Genomic DNA, 15,896 nt, shown 5'->3' on the forward strand with positions numbered 1-15,896 from the left:
ATAGGAGCCGGGGGACTTTTACGGAGAAGGGAGGGCTCAGCGGGCCTTCGGGTCGAGAGCGTCCCGCAGGCCGTCGCCGAACAGGTTGAACGCCAGGACCGTGATGAAGATCGCCATGCCGGGGAAGAACATGAAGTGCGGGATCGTGTAGAACCGCACCGCGTCCGACAGCATGCCGCCCCAGGTGGGGGTGGGCGGGCGCACGCCGACGCCGAGGAACGACAGCGCCGCCTCGAACAAGACGTTCGTGGGGATCAGCAGCGTCGCGTAGACGAGGATCGGCGCGACCAGGTTCGGCAGCAGCTCGCGGAAGATGATGTACGGCCCGCGCGCCCCGAGGCTGCGCGCCGCGTCCACGAACTCCCGCTCGCGCAGCGACAGCGTCTGCCCCCGGATGATGCGCCCGATGTACGGCCAGTTGAAGAAGCCGATGATGAACACCAGCAGCGAGACGCGCAGTGTGTCGCCGGTCAGGCCGAACGCCGAGTCGGGGACGATGCCCGCCAGTGCGATCGCGAAGACCAGGATCGGGAACGCCAGGAAGACGTCCATGGCCTTGCTGATGATCGAGTCGACCAGGCCGCCGAAGTATCCGGCGGTGACCCCGAGCAGGGTGCCGATGACCACCGAGAGCAGGGTGGCCAGGAAGGCGATGAGCAGCGAGATCCGCGCGCCGTACACGACCCGGCTGAAGATGTCGCGGCCGTTCACCGGCTCGATGCCGAACAGGTGCTCGGCGCTGATGCCGGTGCCCGTCTTGGGCGCCATCGTCGAGGAGTCGATGAGGTCGGAGTTGAACTGGGTCGGGTCCTGCCCGAACGCCCCGACGATCACCGGCGCGAAGACGGCGATCAGGATCAGGAGGATGACGATCAGTCCGCCGGCCAGGGCGACCTTGTCGCGCTTGAGGCGCATCCAGGCGATCTGACCGAGAGACCGGCCCTGGATCGCCTTCGCGTCCGACACCTCGACGACGGCCTCCGGCGTGGCCTGCGCGTCCCCACCGGTGACGTCCATCGGCGCGGTCATCGATCCTCCTTCGCCCTGCCCGAACGGACCGCGCCCGCGGTGACGCGCTCGGGGTAGCCCGGGATCGATCCGGCGACAGAGAAGCGGCGGCCGCTCACGACCTTGCCTCGCACGGCCATTTGGTGCAGGCCCCCTGGATCCCAGACGACATTGTCCGAAGGGGTCGCGTGGTGTGCGACCCCCGGAGGCAGAATCTATGGTCTGAGCTGGGCTGACCAGTCCCCAGAGGTGCCCTGTGGCTCAACTGTGATTCACGCGAAACTCATTCGTGTTGATCTTGAAGGGTTTGTCCGCGTCCCGTTTCGATTATGTCGTGGAACCGTAACATTGCACTGGCCGGTAACTTGGTCCCACGATGTGGGATGTTCAGCTGATCCCCCGACGCTTGAGGATGTCCTCGATGTCCGAGAAATCATCCCCGGCGGGCTGTTCCACCTGTCGTGGTGCCGTCTTTCCGGTCTGTGCCGTTTTAGGCGCGGCAGGCCGCTCCGGCGCCGCGGTGGCTCCGCCCGGCTCCGGCCGTGCCGTACGGGCCCGGGACAGGGTGCGGCCGCGCAGCGTGCCGGAGACGACGAACAGCAGCGCCGACAGCCCGGCCAGAACCACCCCGGCCCACACCGCGGGCGACAGGACCAGGCCGGTCACGAAGCCCACCGCCGCCGCGCCGATGTTCCAGAGCGTCTGCAGCGCGCCGGTGAGGTAGGCGGCCAGCGGCAGCAGGGACCACGCGGTGGCCCGCAGACCGGCGGTCACCCCCCTGCGCCGGAAGGCCAGATAACTGAGCCCGATTCCCACCGCGGTGAGGCCGGCGCACAGCGGCAGCCAGGCGATGTCGTTGAATGTCATGGCGGGTCCCCTTCGTCCACGGCGTACCCCCATCCTGGCACTCCGCAGGCGATCATGCGGGGGCCCGCGTCACCGGACGAGCGACCGCAGGAAGTCCACGTCCACGTCGAGCAGCGAGGGCATGACGACCCGCCCGGGCGCCTGGGCGATCGGCAGGACGCCCGGCACGGCGACGACCCGGCAGCCCGCGGCGGTCGCCGAGGCGACGCCGTTCGGCGAGTCCTCCAGCGCGACGCACCGCTCCGGGTCCACCGACAACAGGTCGGCCGCGGTCAGGTACGGCTCCGGGTGCGGCTTGGTGCGCGAGACGTCGTCGGCCGTCACGACGACCTCGAAGTGCTCCCGGCCGACGGCCTTGAGCACGGCGTCGGCGATGATCCGCAGCGACGAGGTGACCAGCGCCGTGCGCACGCCCTGGTCGCCGAGCCCCCGAAGCAGGTCGAGGGCTCCCGGCATGGGCTCGACGCCTGTCGACAGCCGGCTCTCCATGCCGTCGATCAGCCACTCCCCCACCACCGCGGGGTCGACGTCGGCCTGCGTCAGCTCCAGCATGTACGCGACGGTGCGGTCCCAGGAACCGCCCACGAGCTGCTCCTGGTGCTCCGGGCCCCAGGCCCCGCCGAGGCGGGTGACCACCTCGGTCTCGACCTCGAACCACACCCCTTCGGTGTCGACGAGCAATCCGTCCATGTCGAACAGCACGGCGTCCACGTGGCCCCTTCCCCCGGTGAGACCCCCGATCAGGGGGGGACCAACATGGTAAGGGGCGCGCGTGAACGCCGGTGCGGCCGGTCAGACGTTGAAGTACTTCGCCTCGGGGTGGTGGACGACCAGGGCGGAGGTGGCCTGCTCGGGGTGGAGCTGGAACTCCTCCGACAGCGTCACGCCGATGCGTGCGGGGTCGAGCAGTTCCACGACCTGCACCTGGTCCTCGAGGTTGGGGCAGGCGGGGTAGCCGAAGGAGTAGCGGCAGCCGGTGATGTTCACCTTGAGCATGTCGGCCAGCGACTCGTCGCCGCCGATGCCCAGCTCCGACCGCACCCGCGCGTGCCAGTATTCGGCCAGCGCCTCGGTGAGCTGCACCGACAGGCCGTGGAGCTCCAGGTATTCGCGGTAGGCGTCCTTGGCGAACAGCTCGGCGGTGGCCTCGCTGATCCGGTTGCCCATCGTGACCACCTGGAAGGCGACGACGTCGGTCTCGCCGGACTCCCGGGAGCGGAAGAAGTCGGCCAGGCACAGGTGCCGGTCGCGCCGCTGCCGCGGGAAGGTGAAGCGGGTCCGCTCCTTCCCGTCGTCGTCCAGGATGATCAGATTGTCGCCCTCGCTGACGCAGCGGAAGTAGCCGTAGGCGACCGCCGCCTCCAGCAGGTTCTCCGTCTGCAGCCGCTCCAGCCACATCCGCAGCCGGGGCCTGCCCTCGGTCTCGACCAGTTCCTCGTACGACGGGCCCTCGCCGCCCCGGGCGGCCTTGAGGCCCCACTGGCCCATGAACGTCGCCCGCTCGTCGAGGAAGGCGGCGTAGTCGGCCAGCGGGATGCCCTTCACGACCCGGTCGCCGAGGAACGGCGGGGTGGGCACCGGGTTGTCGGCCGCGACGTCCGAGCGCGCCGGCAGGTCCTCCTCGGCGGTCCGCTTCAGCACGGCGCCGGTCTTCACCCGCCGTGCGCGCAGCGGCGGCAGCGTCGCGCCGTCCTCGCCGCGCTTGACCGCCATGAAGGCGTCCATGAGGCGCAGGCCCTCGAACGCGTCACGCGCGTAGCGGACCTCGCCCCGGTAGAGGTCGGCCAGGTCCTGCTCGACGTACGCCCTGGTCAGGGCGGCGCCACCGAGCAGCACGGGGTACTTCTCCGCGATGCCCCGGGAGTTCATCTCCTCGAGGTTCTCCTTCATGACCACCGTGGACTTGACCAGGAGCCCGGACATGCCGACCACGTCGGCGCGGTGCTCCTCCGCGGCCTCCAGGATCGCCGAGACCGGCTGCTTGATGCCGAGGTTCACCACGTCGTAGCCGTTGTTGGACAGGATGATGTCCACGAGGTTCTTGCCGATGTCGTGGACGTCGCCCTTGACCGTGGCCAGCACGATGCGGCCCTTGCTGCTGCCCTCGACCTTCTCCATGTGCGGTTCGAGGTAGGCCACGGCGGTCTTCATCACCTCGGCCGACTGCAGCACGAAGGGAAGCTGCATCTCGCCGGAGCCGAACAGGTCGCCGACGACCTTCATGCCGTCGAGCAGCACGTCGTTGATGATCTCCAGGGCCGGCCGCTGGGCCAGGGCCTCGTCGAGGTCGGCCTCCAGGCCCTTGCGCTCGCCGTCGATGATGCGCCGCTTGAGCCGCTCCCACAGCGGCAGCCCGGCCAGCTCGGCCGCCTTGCCGGCCTTCATGGACGCCGCGTCCACGCCCTCGAACAGCTCCATGAACCGCTGCAGCGGGTCGTAGCCCTCGCGCCTGCGGTCGTACACGAGGTCGAGCGCGACCTGCCGCTGCTCGTCCGGGATCCGGTTCATCGGCAGGATCTTGGAGGCGTGCACGATCGCGGAGTCGAGCCCCGCGTTGACGCACTCGTTGAGGAAGACGCTGTTCAGCACCATGCGGGCGGCCGGGTTGAGGCCGAACGACACGTTGGAGACGCCCAGCGTGGTCTGCACGCCCGGGTAGCGGCGCTTGAGCTCGCGGATCGCCTCGATCGTCTCGACGCCGTCGCGCCGGGTCTCCTCCTGGCCGGTGGCGATCGGGAACGTCAGGCAGTCGACGATGATGTCCTCGACCCGCATGCCCCAGGTGTTCACCAGGTCCTCGATGAGCCGGGTGGCGATGCGCACCTTCCCCTCGGCGGTGCGGGCCTGGCCCTCCTCGTCGATGGTCAGCGCGACCACGGCCGCGCCGTGCTCCTTCACCAGGCGCATGATCTTCTGGTAGCGCGAATCCGGGCCGTCGCCGTCCTCGTAGTTCACCGAGTTGACCACGGCCCGGCCGCCGAGCATCTCCAGCCCGGCCTCCAGCACGGCGGGCTCGGTGGAGTCGATCACGATCGGCAGCGTCGAGGCGGTGGCGAACCGGAACGCCAGCTCCTTCATGTCGGCGACCCCGTCGCGGCCGACGTAGTCGACGCACAGGTCGAGCATGTGCGCGCCGTCACGGGCCTGCGCCCTGGCGATCTCCACGCACTCCTCGTAGTCGCCCGCCAGCATCGCCTCGCGGAACGCCTTGGAACCGTTGGCGTTGGTCCGCTCGCCGATGGCGAGGTAGGACGTGTCCTGCCGGAACGGCACGTGCTGGTAGAGCGACGCCGCCCCCGCCTCCGGGCGGGGCCGCCGCTCGCCGCGGGCGCGCCCGCCAACCCGCTCGACCACCTGGCGCAGGTGCTCGGGAGTGGTGCCGCAGCACCCGCCCACGAGCGCGAGCCCGTAGTCGCGGGTGAACGCCTCATGCGCGTCCGCCAGTTCCCCGGGGCTCAGCGGGTAGTACGCGCCGTCGGCGGTGAGCTGCGGCAGGCCGGCGTTCGGCATGCAGGAGATCGGGATCCGCGAGTGCCTGGCCAGGTAGCGCAGGTGCTCGCTCATCTCGGTGGGGCCGGTGGCGCAGTTGAGGCCGATCAGGTCGACGCCGAGCGGCTCGATCGCGGTCAGCGCGGCGCCGATCTCGGAGCCGAGCAGCATCGCGCCGTTGGTCTCGATGGTGACCTGCGTGATGATCAGCACGTCCCGCCCGGCCGCCTCGACCGCGCGCTTGGCGCCGACGACCGCCGCCCGCACCTGCAGCAGGTCCTGGCAGGTCTCGATGATCAGGGCGTCGGCCCCGCCCGCGATCAGGCCGGCGGCGTTGTCCCGGTAGGCGTCGCGCAGCGTCTCGTACGGCAGGTGGCCGAGCGTGGGGAGCTTCGTGCCGGGGCCCATCGAGCCGAGGACGAACCGGGGCCGGTCCGGCGTCGACCAGTGGTCGGCGCGCTCCCTGGCCAGGCGCGCGCCGGCCTCGGAGAGCTCGAAGATGCGGTCCTCGATGCCGTACTCGCCCAGGGCCGCGCGGTTGGCGTTGAAGGTGTTGGTCTCGATGCAGTCGACGCCCACCTCCAGGTACGCGTCGTGCACGGCCCGCACGATGTCGGGGCGGCTCACGTTGAGCACGTCGTTGCAGCCCTCGTGGCCCTGGAAGTCGTCAAGGGTGGGGTCGTAGGACTGCAGCATCGTCCCCATGGCTCCGTCGGCGATCAGAACTCGCTCGGACAGCACTTCTCGGAACGACGGTCTGCTGGTCATGGAGGCAAGCCTATCGGCCCCGCCGAATGGAATATCGTCCGCGCGCGCGAAACGGGAATACCGGTTCCGCGAGGGAACGGCGGGCCCACATTCGCCGGCGTGGCGCCGCAGGTCACGGCAGCGCGACGGGCCGGTGCCCGGCGGAGGTGACGTACGGGGCCCCTCACCGAATAGTCTTGGACTGAGCCATACTGCACAAGGCCAGTGAGGAGGCGGCGCGTGATCGAGTTCGAAGGGCTCCCCGAGCTCGTCGACCCGGTGCTGATCGCCGCGTTCGAGGGATGGAACGACGCCGGCGAGGCGTCCAGCGGCGTGCTCGCGCACCTCGAGTCCGAGTGGAAGGCCACCCCGCTCGTCGAGCTGGACCCGGAGGACTACTACGACTTCCAGGTGACCCGGCCGGTGGTCGAGCTCGGCGACGGCGTGACCCGCTCCATCGTCTGGCCGACGACCCGGTTGCTGCTGGCCCGCCCGCCGGGCGCCAAGCGCGACGTGGTGCTGCTGCGCGGCATCGAGCCCAACATGCGGTGGCGGTCGTTCTGCGCGGAGATCGTCGGGCTCTGCCACGATCTCGGCATCGAGCTGGCCATCCTGCTCGGCGCGCTGCTCAACGACTCGCCGCACACGCGGCCTGTGCCGATCACCGGCTCGGTCAGCGACCCCGGCATGGCCCGCGCGCTCAACCTGGAGCTGACCAAGTACGAGGGCCCGACGGGCATCGTGGGCGTGCTGCAGCACACCCTGGGCACCGCCGGGCTGCGGACGGTGTCCCTGTGGGCGTCGGTCCCGCACTACGTCGCCCAGCCGCCCAACCCCAAGGCCACCCTGGCGCTGCTGCGCCGCATCGAGGACATGCTCGACATCCCGATGCCGTACGGCGACCTGGCCGAGGAGGCGCGGGCCTGGGAGCACGGCGTGGACGAGCTGGCCGCCCAGGACAGCGAGGTGGCCGAGTACGTGCGGGAACTCGAGGAGCGCAAGGACGCGGCCGAGCTGCCCGAGGCCAGCGGCGACGCCATCGCGGCGGAGTTCGAGCGCTACCTGCGCCGCCGCGACCGCGGCACCGACCGCTGACCCGGCGAGGCGGCGTCCGGGCCCGTTCCTGAGCCGGCCGTTCGCCGATCGTCGCCCGGTCCGGGGAGCGTCCTGCTCACCGCCCCGGCCAGAACGGGTCCCTGCCGATGAACCCCAGCAGCCTGGTCTGGACATCCGCGTCGCCAGGCACCTCGACCCGGGCGCCGAACTGGCCGGAGGAGCGGATCGTCTGCTCCATCGGCTCCGTCTCGGCGAGGAGCCGGGCGCAGAAGCCGGGGTCCAGCCGGTCGTCCTGGCCGGTGGCCCTGGCCAGATCCCAGGTGTGCATGAACACGTCAGTGGTGTAGAACCGGTCGATCGCGGTCTCCAGCGGCAGGCTGCCGACGTGCGGGTTGGTGAGTTCCCGGTGCGCCGTCTCCGGATCGTCGAGCACCGCCTGCACCCCGTCGCAGTGAACCTGCCACGCGGCGACCGGGTCCTCGTCCACGGACGGTCCACACGGCAGGGCGACACCGGCGCCGGAGGCGAGGAACCCGGGGAGCCATTCGATCAGGTGACGCACGACGTCACGGGCGGTCCAGCCCGGGACGGGGGACGGCGCGTCCCACGACCGGGCGCCGCGGACCCGGTCGGTGAACAGCCCGGCGACCTGCCGGTGCCGCTCGGCCGGGCGGTCGTCAGACAGCGCCATCGGCGAGCATCCGGTCGAGCTTCGCGTACCCCTCGTCGACGCCGGTCTCCATGCCGCTGCGCAGCCACGCGTCGCGGCTTTCGAAGCTGTCGACCAGCGACTGCGCGCGCAGCCGCGTACGGCCGTCGCCCAGGTCCTCGAACCACAGCGTCTCCAGCGCGACTCCGTCGGGATCGCCCTCGAACGTGAAGGTCTGCACGATACGGTCCGGCCGAACCTCGTGGAAACAGCCGTGGAACCCGTATTCCGTGCCGTCGTGCGCCGAGACGTACCGCCAGCTGCCGCCGGTGCGCGCGTCCCAGTGCTCGATCCGGGTGACCGTGGCGTCGGGACCCACCCACCGGACGAACAACGCGGGATCCGTGTGGGCGCGCAGCAGTTGCTCCGGCGTCGCCGCGAAGTCACGAGTCATCCGGATGACCGGCAGCCTCGGGTCGGCCTCGACGACCGTCTCCGTGATCCTCTTCATGCTCGCCTCTCTCCATCTCCGCCAGGACCGCGTCGAGGCGGCGGTAGCGCTGCTCGACGCGGTCCCGGTGCCGCTCGATCCAGGTGTCCATCAGGTCGAGGGCCTCGATTTCCAGCCGTACCGGCCGCGGCTGCGGCCCTCGCGGCCGGCTGACGAGCCCGGCGTCCTCGAGCACCCGCAGGTGCTTGTAGACGGCCTGCAGCGTCATCCGGTACGGCTCGGCCAGCTGGCTCACGGTCGCGTCGCCCTCCGAGAGCCGGGCGACCATGTCGCGGCGGGTCGGATCCGCGAGGGCCGCGAAAACTCGGGACAGCGCGTCCGTGACCGACACCCCCTCAGTTTCAACCCAATGGTTTAAAGGACCATAGGCCGCAACTCCCTCCTTCGTCAACCCTGCGGTTGAAAGTGCTGCTCACGCCGTACGCCGGTCAGGCCGGCCACCAGCTGAGGTAGCGCTCGCCGGTGTCCGGGAAGATCGTCACGATCGTCTGCCCCGACAGGTCCCGCCGCCGGGCGAGTTCGGCGCAGCCGTACGCCGCCGCGCCCGAGGAGACCCCGACCAGCAGCCCGGTGGTGGCCGCGATGAGCCGGGTCATGCCGGCCGCCTCGGCGTCCGGCACGGTGATCACGTCGTCGATCAGCGTGACGTCGGTGACGGGACTGGTGAAGCCACCGTTGAGGCCGGGGATCCGATGCGGCCCCGGGGCGCCTCCCGACAGCAGGGGCGAGCCCTCCGGCTCCACCGCGACGACGCGCAGCCGGGGATTGCGCTCGCGGAGGTAGCGGGCCGTTCCGGTGAGCGTGCCGCCGGTCCCGACCCCGCACACCAGCACGTCCACCTCGCCGCCGGTGGCGGCCCAGATCTCCGGTCCCGTGGTCGTGTAGTGGGCCATGACGTTGGCGGGGTTCTCGTGCTGGCGGGCGTACCAGGATCCGGGGTCGGCGGCGTGCAGTTCCGTCGCCCGGTCGACGCACCCCTGGAAGCCGAGGACGTGGTCGGTGAACTCGACCCGGGCGCCCAGCATGCGCAGGGTCAGCGTGCGCTCGCGCGACGCGTTGTCCGGCATCACGACGACGCAGGGATATCCCCGGCTGACCGCGAGCGCCGCCAGGGCGATGCCGGTGTTGCCCGAGGTGGACTCGATCACGGTCGCGCCGGGGGTCAGGGCCCCCGACGCCTCGGCCTCCTCGATCATGCGCAGCGCCACCCGGTCCTTGATGCTCGACAGCGGGTTGGCCGCCTCCAGCTTGGCGAGCAGGGTCGCGGTCGGGGGCAGGCCGTCGAGGGCGAGGCGGAGCAGGGGCGTGTTGCCGATGAGATCGTCGATCCTGGTCGCCATGTCGCGGCCGATCAGGGGAATCATGCCTGCTCCTTCGCGGCCACCAGCAGGTATTCGTGCGAGCGGTTGGTCAGCATCGGGTCGTCGTCGCTCACCGGCCGGTCGTAGCAGTGGATCCGCTCGTCACCGAGGGTCAGATGCCGGCCGAGCACCCGGGCGACGTCCCAGGCCAGCGGCACGAACCTGCCGGCCAGGCGGCGGTTCTGCACGGCCAGCACCGCCCGCGCGCCGGGCCGCATGACCTTCGTCACCGCGGCGAAGGCCTCGTCGAGCGCGCTCAGGTACTCGTCGTAGTCCCGCAGCGCGTAGAACTGGCCCTCCACCGTGGAGTCGGTGTCGAGGTTGGTGCCGAAATAGGGCAGGTCGGCCAGGACGAAGTCCACCGACTCCGCCGGCAGCGGCGGCGTGCGGGCGTCGGCGCACAGCATCGTCTGGCCGGGGTACGCCTCCAGGCGCTTTCGCGCCTGCTCCGCCCGCTCGGGCGAGACCTCCAAGCCGATTCCCTTCCGGGACTCGACCGCGCACGCCACCAGCGTGGTCCCCCAGCCGGCGAACGGATCGAGCACGACGTCGCCCGGCCGGCTCATCTCCACGATCAGGGGCCGCAACTGGCTCACCCAGCCGCACTGGCCTGCGGCCTCCGGCAGCGCGTACGCGGGGTCCTCTCCCTGCAGCACATGCCAACTCGATCTGCCCATCAGTCCACACCAGCCTTCTGTGTCGCCGTCGCGGCGCGACGGTCATCTGTCTCTTCCGGGTCTTCGGGGATCCGCGCGTGGACGGCCCGGGCGGGCAGCCGGGGCTCCAGGCGGAGCATGGTGAGGGCCGAGCAGGCGACGCCTCCCGCGAGCAGCAGCCACATGGAGACCGGCGACAGGCTCAGCAGCGCGGTCAGCACGGCCGGAGCCAGCGTGATCGGGATCGCCCAGGAGAACTGGTAGACGGCCATGTACCTGCCGCGGGTCTCCTCGGGAGCCGCGCTCGACACGAGCGCGGACAGCGGCGCGCCGTGCAGCATCTCCCCCAGTGTGAACAGCGCCGTCGCGGCGAAGACCCCGGCCAGGGCGACCGGCCGCGCGGGAACCCCGGACAGCAGGGCGAACGCCGCGAACGACGCCGCGAACGTGGCGGCACCGGCCGCGACCGTGCGGGTGCGCCGATACCGGATCAGCCGCCGCGTCACCGGGATCTGCAGCAGCGCGATGCCGACGGTGTTGACCGCGTACAGCACGCCGACCAGCGACGCGGGGACGTCCAGTTCCTGGGTGACGTAGACGGGCAGCGCCACCGACAGCACCATGTAGCCGAAGGCGGTCGGCACGTTCTGCAGGGTCAGCGCGAGGAACGTCCGGTCGCGCAGGACGAGGCGGTATCCCCCGCTCCGCCGGTCCCTCGTCGTACGCGGGGCCGTACCGGCCCGACCTCCGGGACCCGCGCCACCGGGAACAGCGCCGCCGGGAACAGCGCCGCCGGGAACAGGAATCGTACGGAGGATCAGCGCGGCGCCGGCGAACGCGGCCGCGCTGACGAGGACGATCACCCGGTAGGCGGCGTCGCTGCCCAGGCCGAGCGCGGCGCCCGCGATGAGACCGCCCGCGCCGAGGCCCGCGTTGCGCAGGCTGCGCTGCGCGGCGAGGAGTCTGTCGCGGTCCGCGCCCCGCGCGATCGCGGCGACGAACGACTGGATCGACGGCGGGTAGGAACCGTCGCCGAGCGCCACCAGCGCCACCGCGAGGAACATCGTCAGCGGCGAGTCCACCAGCGGGTAGGCGGCGAATCCCACGGCGCGCACCAGGTAGCCGCCCACGACGACGGCCCGCGCGCCGAAGCGGTCGACGAGCACGCCCGCGATGGGGTTGCCGACCAGGCTGAACAGCGCCGCCGCGGTCATGATGACGCCGACCCGCTCGATCGGCAGCCCGGTGACGTGATGGAAGAACAGCAGGGACAGGGGCAGGTACATGCCGCTGCCGGTGGCGTCGACCACCATTCCGGCCATGTATCGCACCTGCGTCGACGGGCGGGTCACGACGGCACCGCCTCGATCCGCACCTGCTCCTCCAGTCGTGCGCCGAGCGAGCGCAGCCTGCGCTCGCACTCCGCGCGGGTGGGGGCCGAGGCGATGGCCACGGTGAGGAAGTCGGCCGAGCCCGAGGCGGGCGGGACCACCTGACCCGGCTTGGCGTAGAGCCAGAAGTGCTCCACCCAGGGTTCCCCCGGGGCGTCGGGCAGCGCGTGGATCAGTCCCGGCCGCTTCATCATCAGCACCTGACCGGCCATCCGCGCCGGCTCCGGCCGCCGCCCTGGACGTACGGCCCGCTCCACGTCGGGCAGCGGCAGGCCGAGCTGGGCCCGGATGGAGCACTCGGCGAGGTTGACCCCGAACAGGGTGTGGAAGACCTCGCGGATCTTCCCGCCGCCGGACCTACAGGCGATCTCGCACAGCACCAGCCGGTCGTCGGGCGTGTGGAAGATCTCCGCGTGGAAGGCGTGGTCGCGCAGCCGGCCGCCGGGCCGCCGCAGCGCCGCCAGCGTCCGGCCGGTCAGCTCCAGCAGGCGGCCGGTGAGCGGGTCGCCGGGGTCGAGCGCCAGGTCGACCCGGGAGCCGGGGTCGGTGCCGAAGGAGGCCAGTTCGTACTGGTACTGCGAGGGCCAGGCCAGCACGACCTCGCCGTCCACCACCAGCCCGTCGACGTGGCACATGCGGCCGGGCACGTACGCCTCCAGCAGCAGGTCGTCCCGCTGCTCGTCCCGCTGCGCGCCGTACGCCTCGGTGAGGAAGGCCGTCAGCGCGTCCCGGTCGCGCAGGATGCGCAGGCCGATGGAGTTGAAACCGGCCCTGTTCTTGACCACGAGGGGGAACCCGTGGACGCCGGCGAAGTCCAGCGCGTCCGCCGCGGTCCGCGGCACGGTGTGCGGCGCGACCTCCACGCCGGCCCGCGCCGCGTGCTCCTTCATCAGGGCCTTGTCCCGGAACGGCAGCACGTCGGCGGCCCGTGCGCCGGGCAGCCCGAGCTCCTCGCGCAGGGCGGCCACGCGCAGCACGTCGGCCTCGTGCTCCCCGATCAGGTGCGTGGCGCCGTACTCGGCGGCGAGGCGCGCGACCCGCCCGGCCACCTGGTCGTCGTGGTCGAAGAGCTCCAGGTGCGTGTAGCCGAGGTTCCCGACGGGGATCCGCTCGCCGAACGGTTCGAACCTGTCGCGGGCGGCGAGGATCACCACCGGACCCTCGTAGTCGCGCAGCCAGCGGTCGTACGGGAACGGCTCCAGCGGGTTGCGGTGCACGATGACGACACTCATGCCGGCACCTCCGCAAGGGATCGGGCCTCGGCCACCCGCGCGAGCCAGGTCCGCCCGTCCTCGCCCACGACCCGGATCCGGATCACCTCGTCGATGACCTCCGCGCCGCGGCGGATGGCCGCATCCGTGTCGGGGCCGGTCACCGCCACCAGGCCGAGCCGGTCCCAGTTGTCGCGCAACGCGTGGACGGTGTCGCCGGGCTTGGCGGTGACGCGCACGTCCAGCACGCCGTCCCGCACCGCGGCGTCGGCGACGCCCTCCACCGACTCGACCCGCCCCGGCTCGCTCACCAGGGAGCGCACGCTGGCCCCCGCGTGCGCCTCGGGCCGGTCCGGCAGCTCGGGGACCAGCCCGAACGGCCAGCCCAGGGCGTACTCGACCAGGTCGATGCCGTACGCGCCGCGCACGAGTTCCGGAATCATGTCGCCGGCGACCCGGTTGTGGCTCTCGATGATCACCGGCCCGTGCGGGCCGAGCCGCAGCTCGGTGTGCGTGACGCCGTCCCTGAGGCCGATCAGGTCGAGGAAGCGGCGCACGCACTCGCGGATCCGCTCCCGCACCGGCTCGTCCAGCCGAGCGGGCACGGCGTGGCCGAGTTCCGCGAACCGGTCGGCGTGCACGAACTTCTCCGTGATCGCCACCACGACGTGGCGGCCCGCGAAGCTGAACGCCTCGACGCTGAACTCCGGTCCCTCGACGTACTCCTCCATGAGGAAGTCCCGCAGGAGGTACATGGTCGAGACCCGGTCGGTCCGGGTGCCGCGCAGCCCTTCCACCGTGGCCCAGACCTCCTCGGCGTCCTCCGGTCCCCCGATCCGGAAGACGCCGATGCTCGCGGTCGCGTCGGTCGGCTTGACGATGAACGGGTAGCCGTGGACGGCTCCGAAGGCGTCCAGGTCCTCGCGCCGCAGCAGCGGCGCGGCGGCCACCGCCGAGGGGTCGAGCTCCGCGCCCGGAACCGACGCGAGGTGGCAGCGCATGGCCAGTTTGTCGCGGAACCTCCTGGTGACCTCGTAGCCGGTGCCGCCCAGGCCGAACAGGTCGTTGACCCGTCCCGCGTTCTCCAGCCCCGGCTCGGTGATGGACAGCGCGACGCGGAACCCGGGCTCCTGCCACAGTTCCCTGGCGACGGGCTCGACGGCCGCCCAGTCGGTGTAGTCCAGGACGCGCAGGACGTCGGCGAGTTCCTCCTGCTCGGGGCTGACCTTCGTGGGGTGCTGGAGCAGCAGGACGGTCAGCCCCAGCTCCTTGGCCGTGCGCACGGTTTCGTCGGTGGCGCCGACTATCAGGACCGTGCTGTCCGGATTCATCGATCCATTCCTTTCGTCGGTGGGTCGGGGCAGGTCGGCTCGGGCCGTACGGGAAGACGCGCCGCCGCGAGGCGGTGACACGGTCCCGGCGGGGGCGAGGGCGCGCGCGCCGGCGGGCACGTCGTGGAGGACCAGCGCCCGCGCCCCGATGACGGCGTCGTCTCCCACGCGCACCGGGCCGAGAACGGTCGCGCCGACGCCCAGCACCACACGGGCACCGATCATCGGGTGCCGCCGTTCCCCGTCCGCGCGCAGGTTGTCGCGCCACCAGCCGACCGCCCCCAGGGTCACCTGGTGGTAGATGGTCACGTCGTCGCCCACGACCGCGGTCTCCCCGATCACCACGGCCGCGCCGTGGTCGACGAAGACCCTGCGCCCGAGCACCGCACCCGGGTGGATCTCCACCCCTGTGACGGCGCGCGCGAGGAGCATCAGCAGCCGGGCGGGCAGTCGCCGGCCGCGCCGGTGCAGCCGGTGGGCGACCCGGTGCAGCCACAGCGCCGGAAGCACCGGGTGCAGCAACGCCTCCTTCCGGTCGCGTACGGACGGGTCCCGCTCGACGATCGTCCGCAGGTCCTCGGCCAGAAGGCGGAGCAGTCTCTCCGGCCGTTCGCTTCCCGGGGGCGGCGGAGAGGACCTGAAATCGGCATGCGGCATCTTCGCCTCCTCACATTCACCTCGGCGAATAAACCATGAATGAAAGCCCGGATCGATGGGATGGCAGACTGCCACTGGCCTGGAGACCCTCCACAGCCATTTCCGGGAATGTGAATTACGGACCCTTTTTCCTCGGTTATTGGGTAAGCGTGATGGTCCAGGAACCACAGGTCAACCCCTACGCGTCCGGCCGATGACCCGAGCTCGGCGGGGCGACTACCCCGACCGGACAGGCGCCGTACCGAATTCTCCGAGCCCATGGGAGTTCTCCGGGCCTGCGGAGCCGGAAAACGCGCGCGCCGGCCTGCGAACAGACCGGCGCGGCGAGAAAAGAAAGAAGGCGAGAGGCAGGCGTCGGCTCCGGATGCCGACGACATAGGACGCGCGGGCGGTCGGGACGGCCGCGCCGGGCCGGGCGAGGGCCTCGTCGAACCGGGCCCAGACGAGGGCGGCCAGGTCGTCGTCCGCACCCGGCGCCCGATGCCCTCATCGACACAGCACACCTGCAACCGAGAGCAAACAATCAGATCGCGGGCTGGAGCTCGAGGTGATCGCCGTTCTGACCGAGAAGTACCTGCTGGTGATCCACGCGATGCCGACCGCGCTCAGGAGGAACGAGCATGACCGAGTACACCGGCCCCTGACCCCCGGAGGACGTCGAGCTCACCGTGGACGACGAGTCGGACGTCGACCTGGGCGCGGAGGAGCTCTACGACAGGCGGGGGAATCGGATCGACGAGGCCGATGTCGAAGCCGCGGTCGAGCATGTGCGCCGGACGGTAGGCCGTCCCTCTCTCACGGCACCCGGCAGGCGCTCCCCTCAGGTGACGTTCCGCCTGAGTCCGGAGGAGAAGGCGGCCGCCAGGGCGCTGGCGGAGCGGGAGGGCAAGACCGTGTCGCAACTGGCCAGGGAGGCCTTCGCCCAGTACCTCCGCGACCACGCCGCCTGATCCGACGTTCAG

The 15,896-nt window shown here is 71.3% G+C and carries 14 protein-coding genes; 2 read left to right on the forward strand and 12 right to left on the reverse strand.

The features are described 5' to 3' along the window. Positions 1 to 36: 36 nt before the first annotated feature. From IL992_RS19085 to metH, 4 genes are all read right to left on the reverse strand, one after another. Entirely contained in the window at positions 37 to 1,029 is a 993-nt protein-coding gene (locus IL992_RS19085; protein ID WP_193204696.1) for an ABC transporter permease, read from the reverse strand. A gap of 366 nt (positions 1,030 to 1,395) precedes the next feature. Then, complete coding sequence (locus IL992_RS19090) at positions 1,396 to 1,875, reverse strand: cellulose synthase (RefSeq protein WP_193204697.1); 480 nt, start codon at positions 1,873 to 1,875, stop codon at positions 1,396 to 1,398. A gap of 69 nt (positions 1,876 to 1,944) precedes the next feature. Then, on the reverse strand, positions 1,945 to 2,586 hold the full coding sequence (locus tag IL992_RS19095) for an HAD family hydrolase (protein WP_079315265.1): 642 nt from the start codon (positions 2,584 to 2,586) through the stop codon (positions 1,945 to 1,947). A gap of 81 nt (positions 2,587 to 2,667) precedes the next feature. Next, positions 2,668 to 6,132: a methionine synthase gene (metH, locus tag IL992_RS19100; RefSeq protein WP_193204698.1), complete on the reverse strand. Its 3,465-nt coding sequence runs from the start codon at positions 6,130 to 6,132 to the stop codon at positions 2,668 to 2,670. Positions 6,133 to 6,351: 219 nt separating this feature from the next. Here metH and IL992_RS19105 point away from each other — a divergent pair, with 219 nt between their 5' ends. After that, complete coding sequence (locus IL992_RS19105) at positions 6,352 to 7,206, forward strand: PAC2 family protein (RefSeq protein ID WP_079315266.1); 855 nt, start codon at positions 6,352 to 6,354, stop codon at positions 7,204 to 7,206. A gap of 76 nt (positions 7,207 to 7,282) precedes the next feature. Here the strand turns inward: IL992_RS19105 and IL992_RS19110 are convergent, their stop codons facing one another. The 8 genes from IL992_RS19110 to epsC form a co-directional block, all read right to left on the reverse strand. Beyond that, on the reverse strand, positions 7,283 to 7,858 hold the full coding sequence (locus IL992_RS19110) for a TIGR03086 family metal-binding protein (protein WP_193204699.1): 576 nt from the start codon (positions 7,856 to 7,858) through the stop codon (positions 7,283 to 7,285). After that, entirely contained in the window at positions 7,845 to 8,327 is a 483-nt protein-coding gene (locus IL992_RS19115; RefSeq protein WP_193204700.1) for an SRPBCC family protein, read from the reverse strand. Before IL992_RS19115 ends, IL992_RS19110 begins: the two co-directional genes overlap by 14 nt. Further along, positions 8,260 to 8,658, reverse strand: a complete 399-nt coding sequence (locus IL992_RS19120; protein ID WP_319018663.1) for an ArsR/SmtB family transcription factor — start codon at positions 8,656 to 8,658, stop codon at positions 8,260 to 8,262. Before IL992_RS19120 ends, IL992_RS19115 begins: the two co-directional genes overlap by 68 nt. A 97-nt stretch (positions 8,659 to 8,755) precedes the next feature. Next, entirely contained in the window at positions 8,756 to 9,691 is a 936-nt protein-coding gene (locus tag IL992_RS19125; protein ID WP_193204701.1) for a PLP-dependent cysteine synthase family protein, read from the reverse strand. Further along, the gene (locus IL992_RS19130; RefSeq protein ID WP_193204702.1) at positions 9,688 to 10,365 is read right to left on the reverse strand and encodes a TRM11 family SAM-dependent methyltransferase; all 678 of its coding nucleotides are present in this window, start codon (positions 10,363 to 10,365) and stop codon (positions 9,688 to 9,690) included. The genes IL992_RS19125 and IL992_RS19130 overlap by 4 nt, the downstream gene beginning before the upstream one ends. Continuing rightward, the gene (locus IL992_RS19135; RefSeq protein WP_319018664.1) at positions 10,365 to 11,696 is read right to left on the reverse strand and encodes an MFS transporter; all 1,332 of its coding nucleotides are present in this window, start codon (positions 11,694 to 11,696) and stop codon (positions 10,365 to 10,367) included. Before IL992_RS19135 ends, IL992_RS19130 begins: the two co-directional genes overlap by 1 nt. After that, the gene (locus IL992_RS19140) at positions 11,693 to 12,967 is read right to left on the reverse strand and encodes an ATP-binding protein (RefSeq protein ID WP_193204703.1); all 1,275 of its coding nucleotides are present in this window, start codon (positions 12,965 to 12,967) and stop codon (positions 11,693 to 11,695) included. The genes IL992_RS19135 and IL992_RS19140 overlap by 4 nt, the downstream gene beginning before the upstream one ends. After that, positions 12,964 to 14,934 carry a serine O-acetyltransferase EpsC gene (gene epsC / locus IL992_RS19145; protein ID WP_226873307.1) on the reverse strand — a complete coding sequence of 657 codons (1,971 nt, stop codon included), beginning with the start codon at positions 14,932 to 14,934 and terminating at the stop codon, positions 12,964 to 12,966. Before epsC ends, IL992_RS19140 begins: the two co-directional genes overlap by 4 nt. 668 nt (positions 14,935 to 15,602) lie before the next feature. Between epsC and IL992_RS48410 the strand changes: the two genes are divergently transcribed. Next, positions 15,603 to 15,884: a plasmid mobilization protein gene (locus IL992_RS48410; RefSeq protein WP_319018665.1), complete on the forward strand. Its 282-nt coding sequence runs from the start codon at positions 15,603 to 15,605 to the stop codon at positions 15,882 to 15,884. Positions 15,885 to 15,896 lie beyond the last annotated feature (12 nt).

The sequence above is a fragment of the Microbispora sitophila genome (assembly GCF_014892245.1).
Taxonomy (GTDB): domain Bacteria; phylum Actinomycetota; class Actinomycetes; order Streptosporangiales; family Streptosporangiaceae; genus Microbispora; species Microbispora siamensis.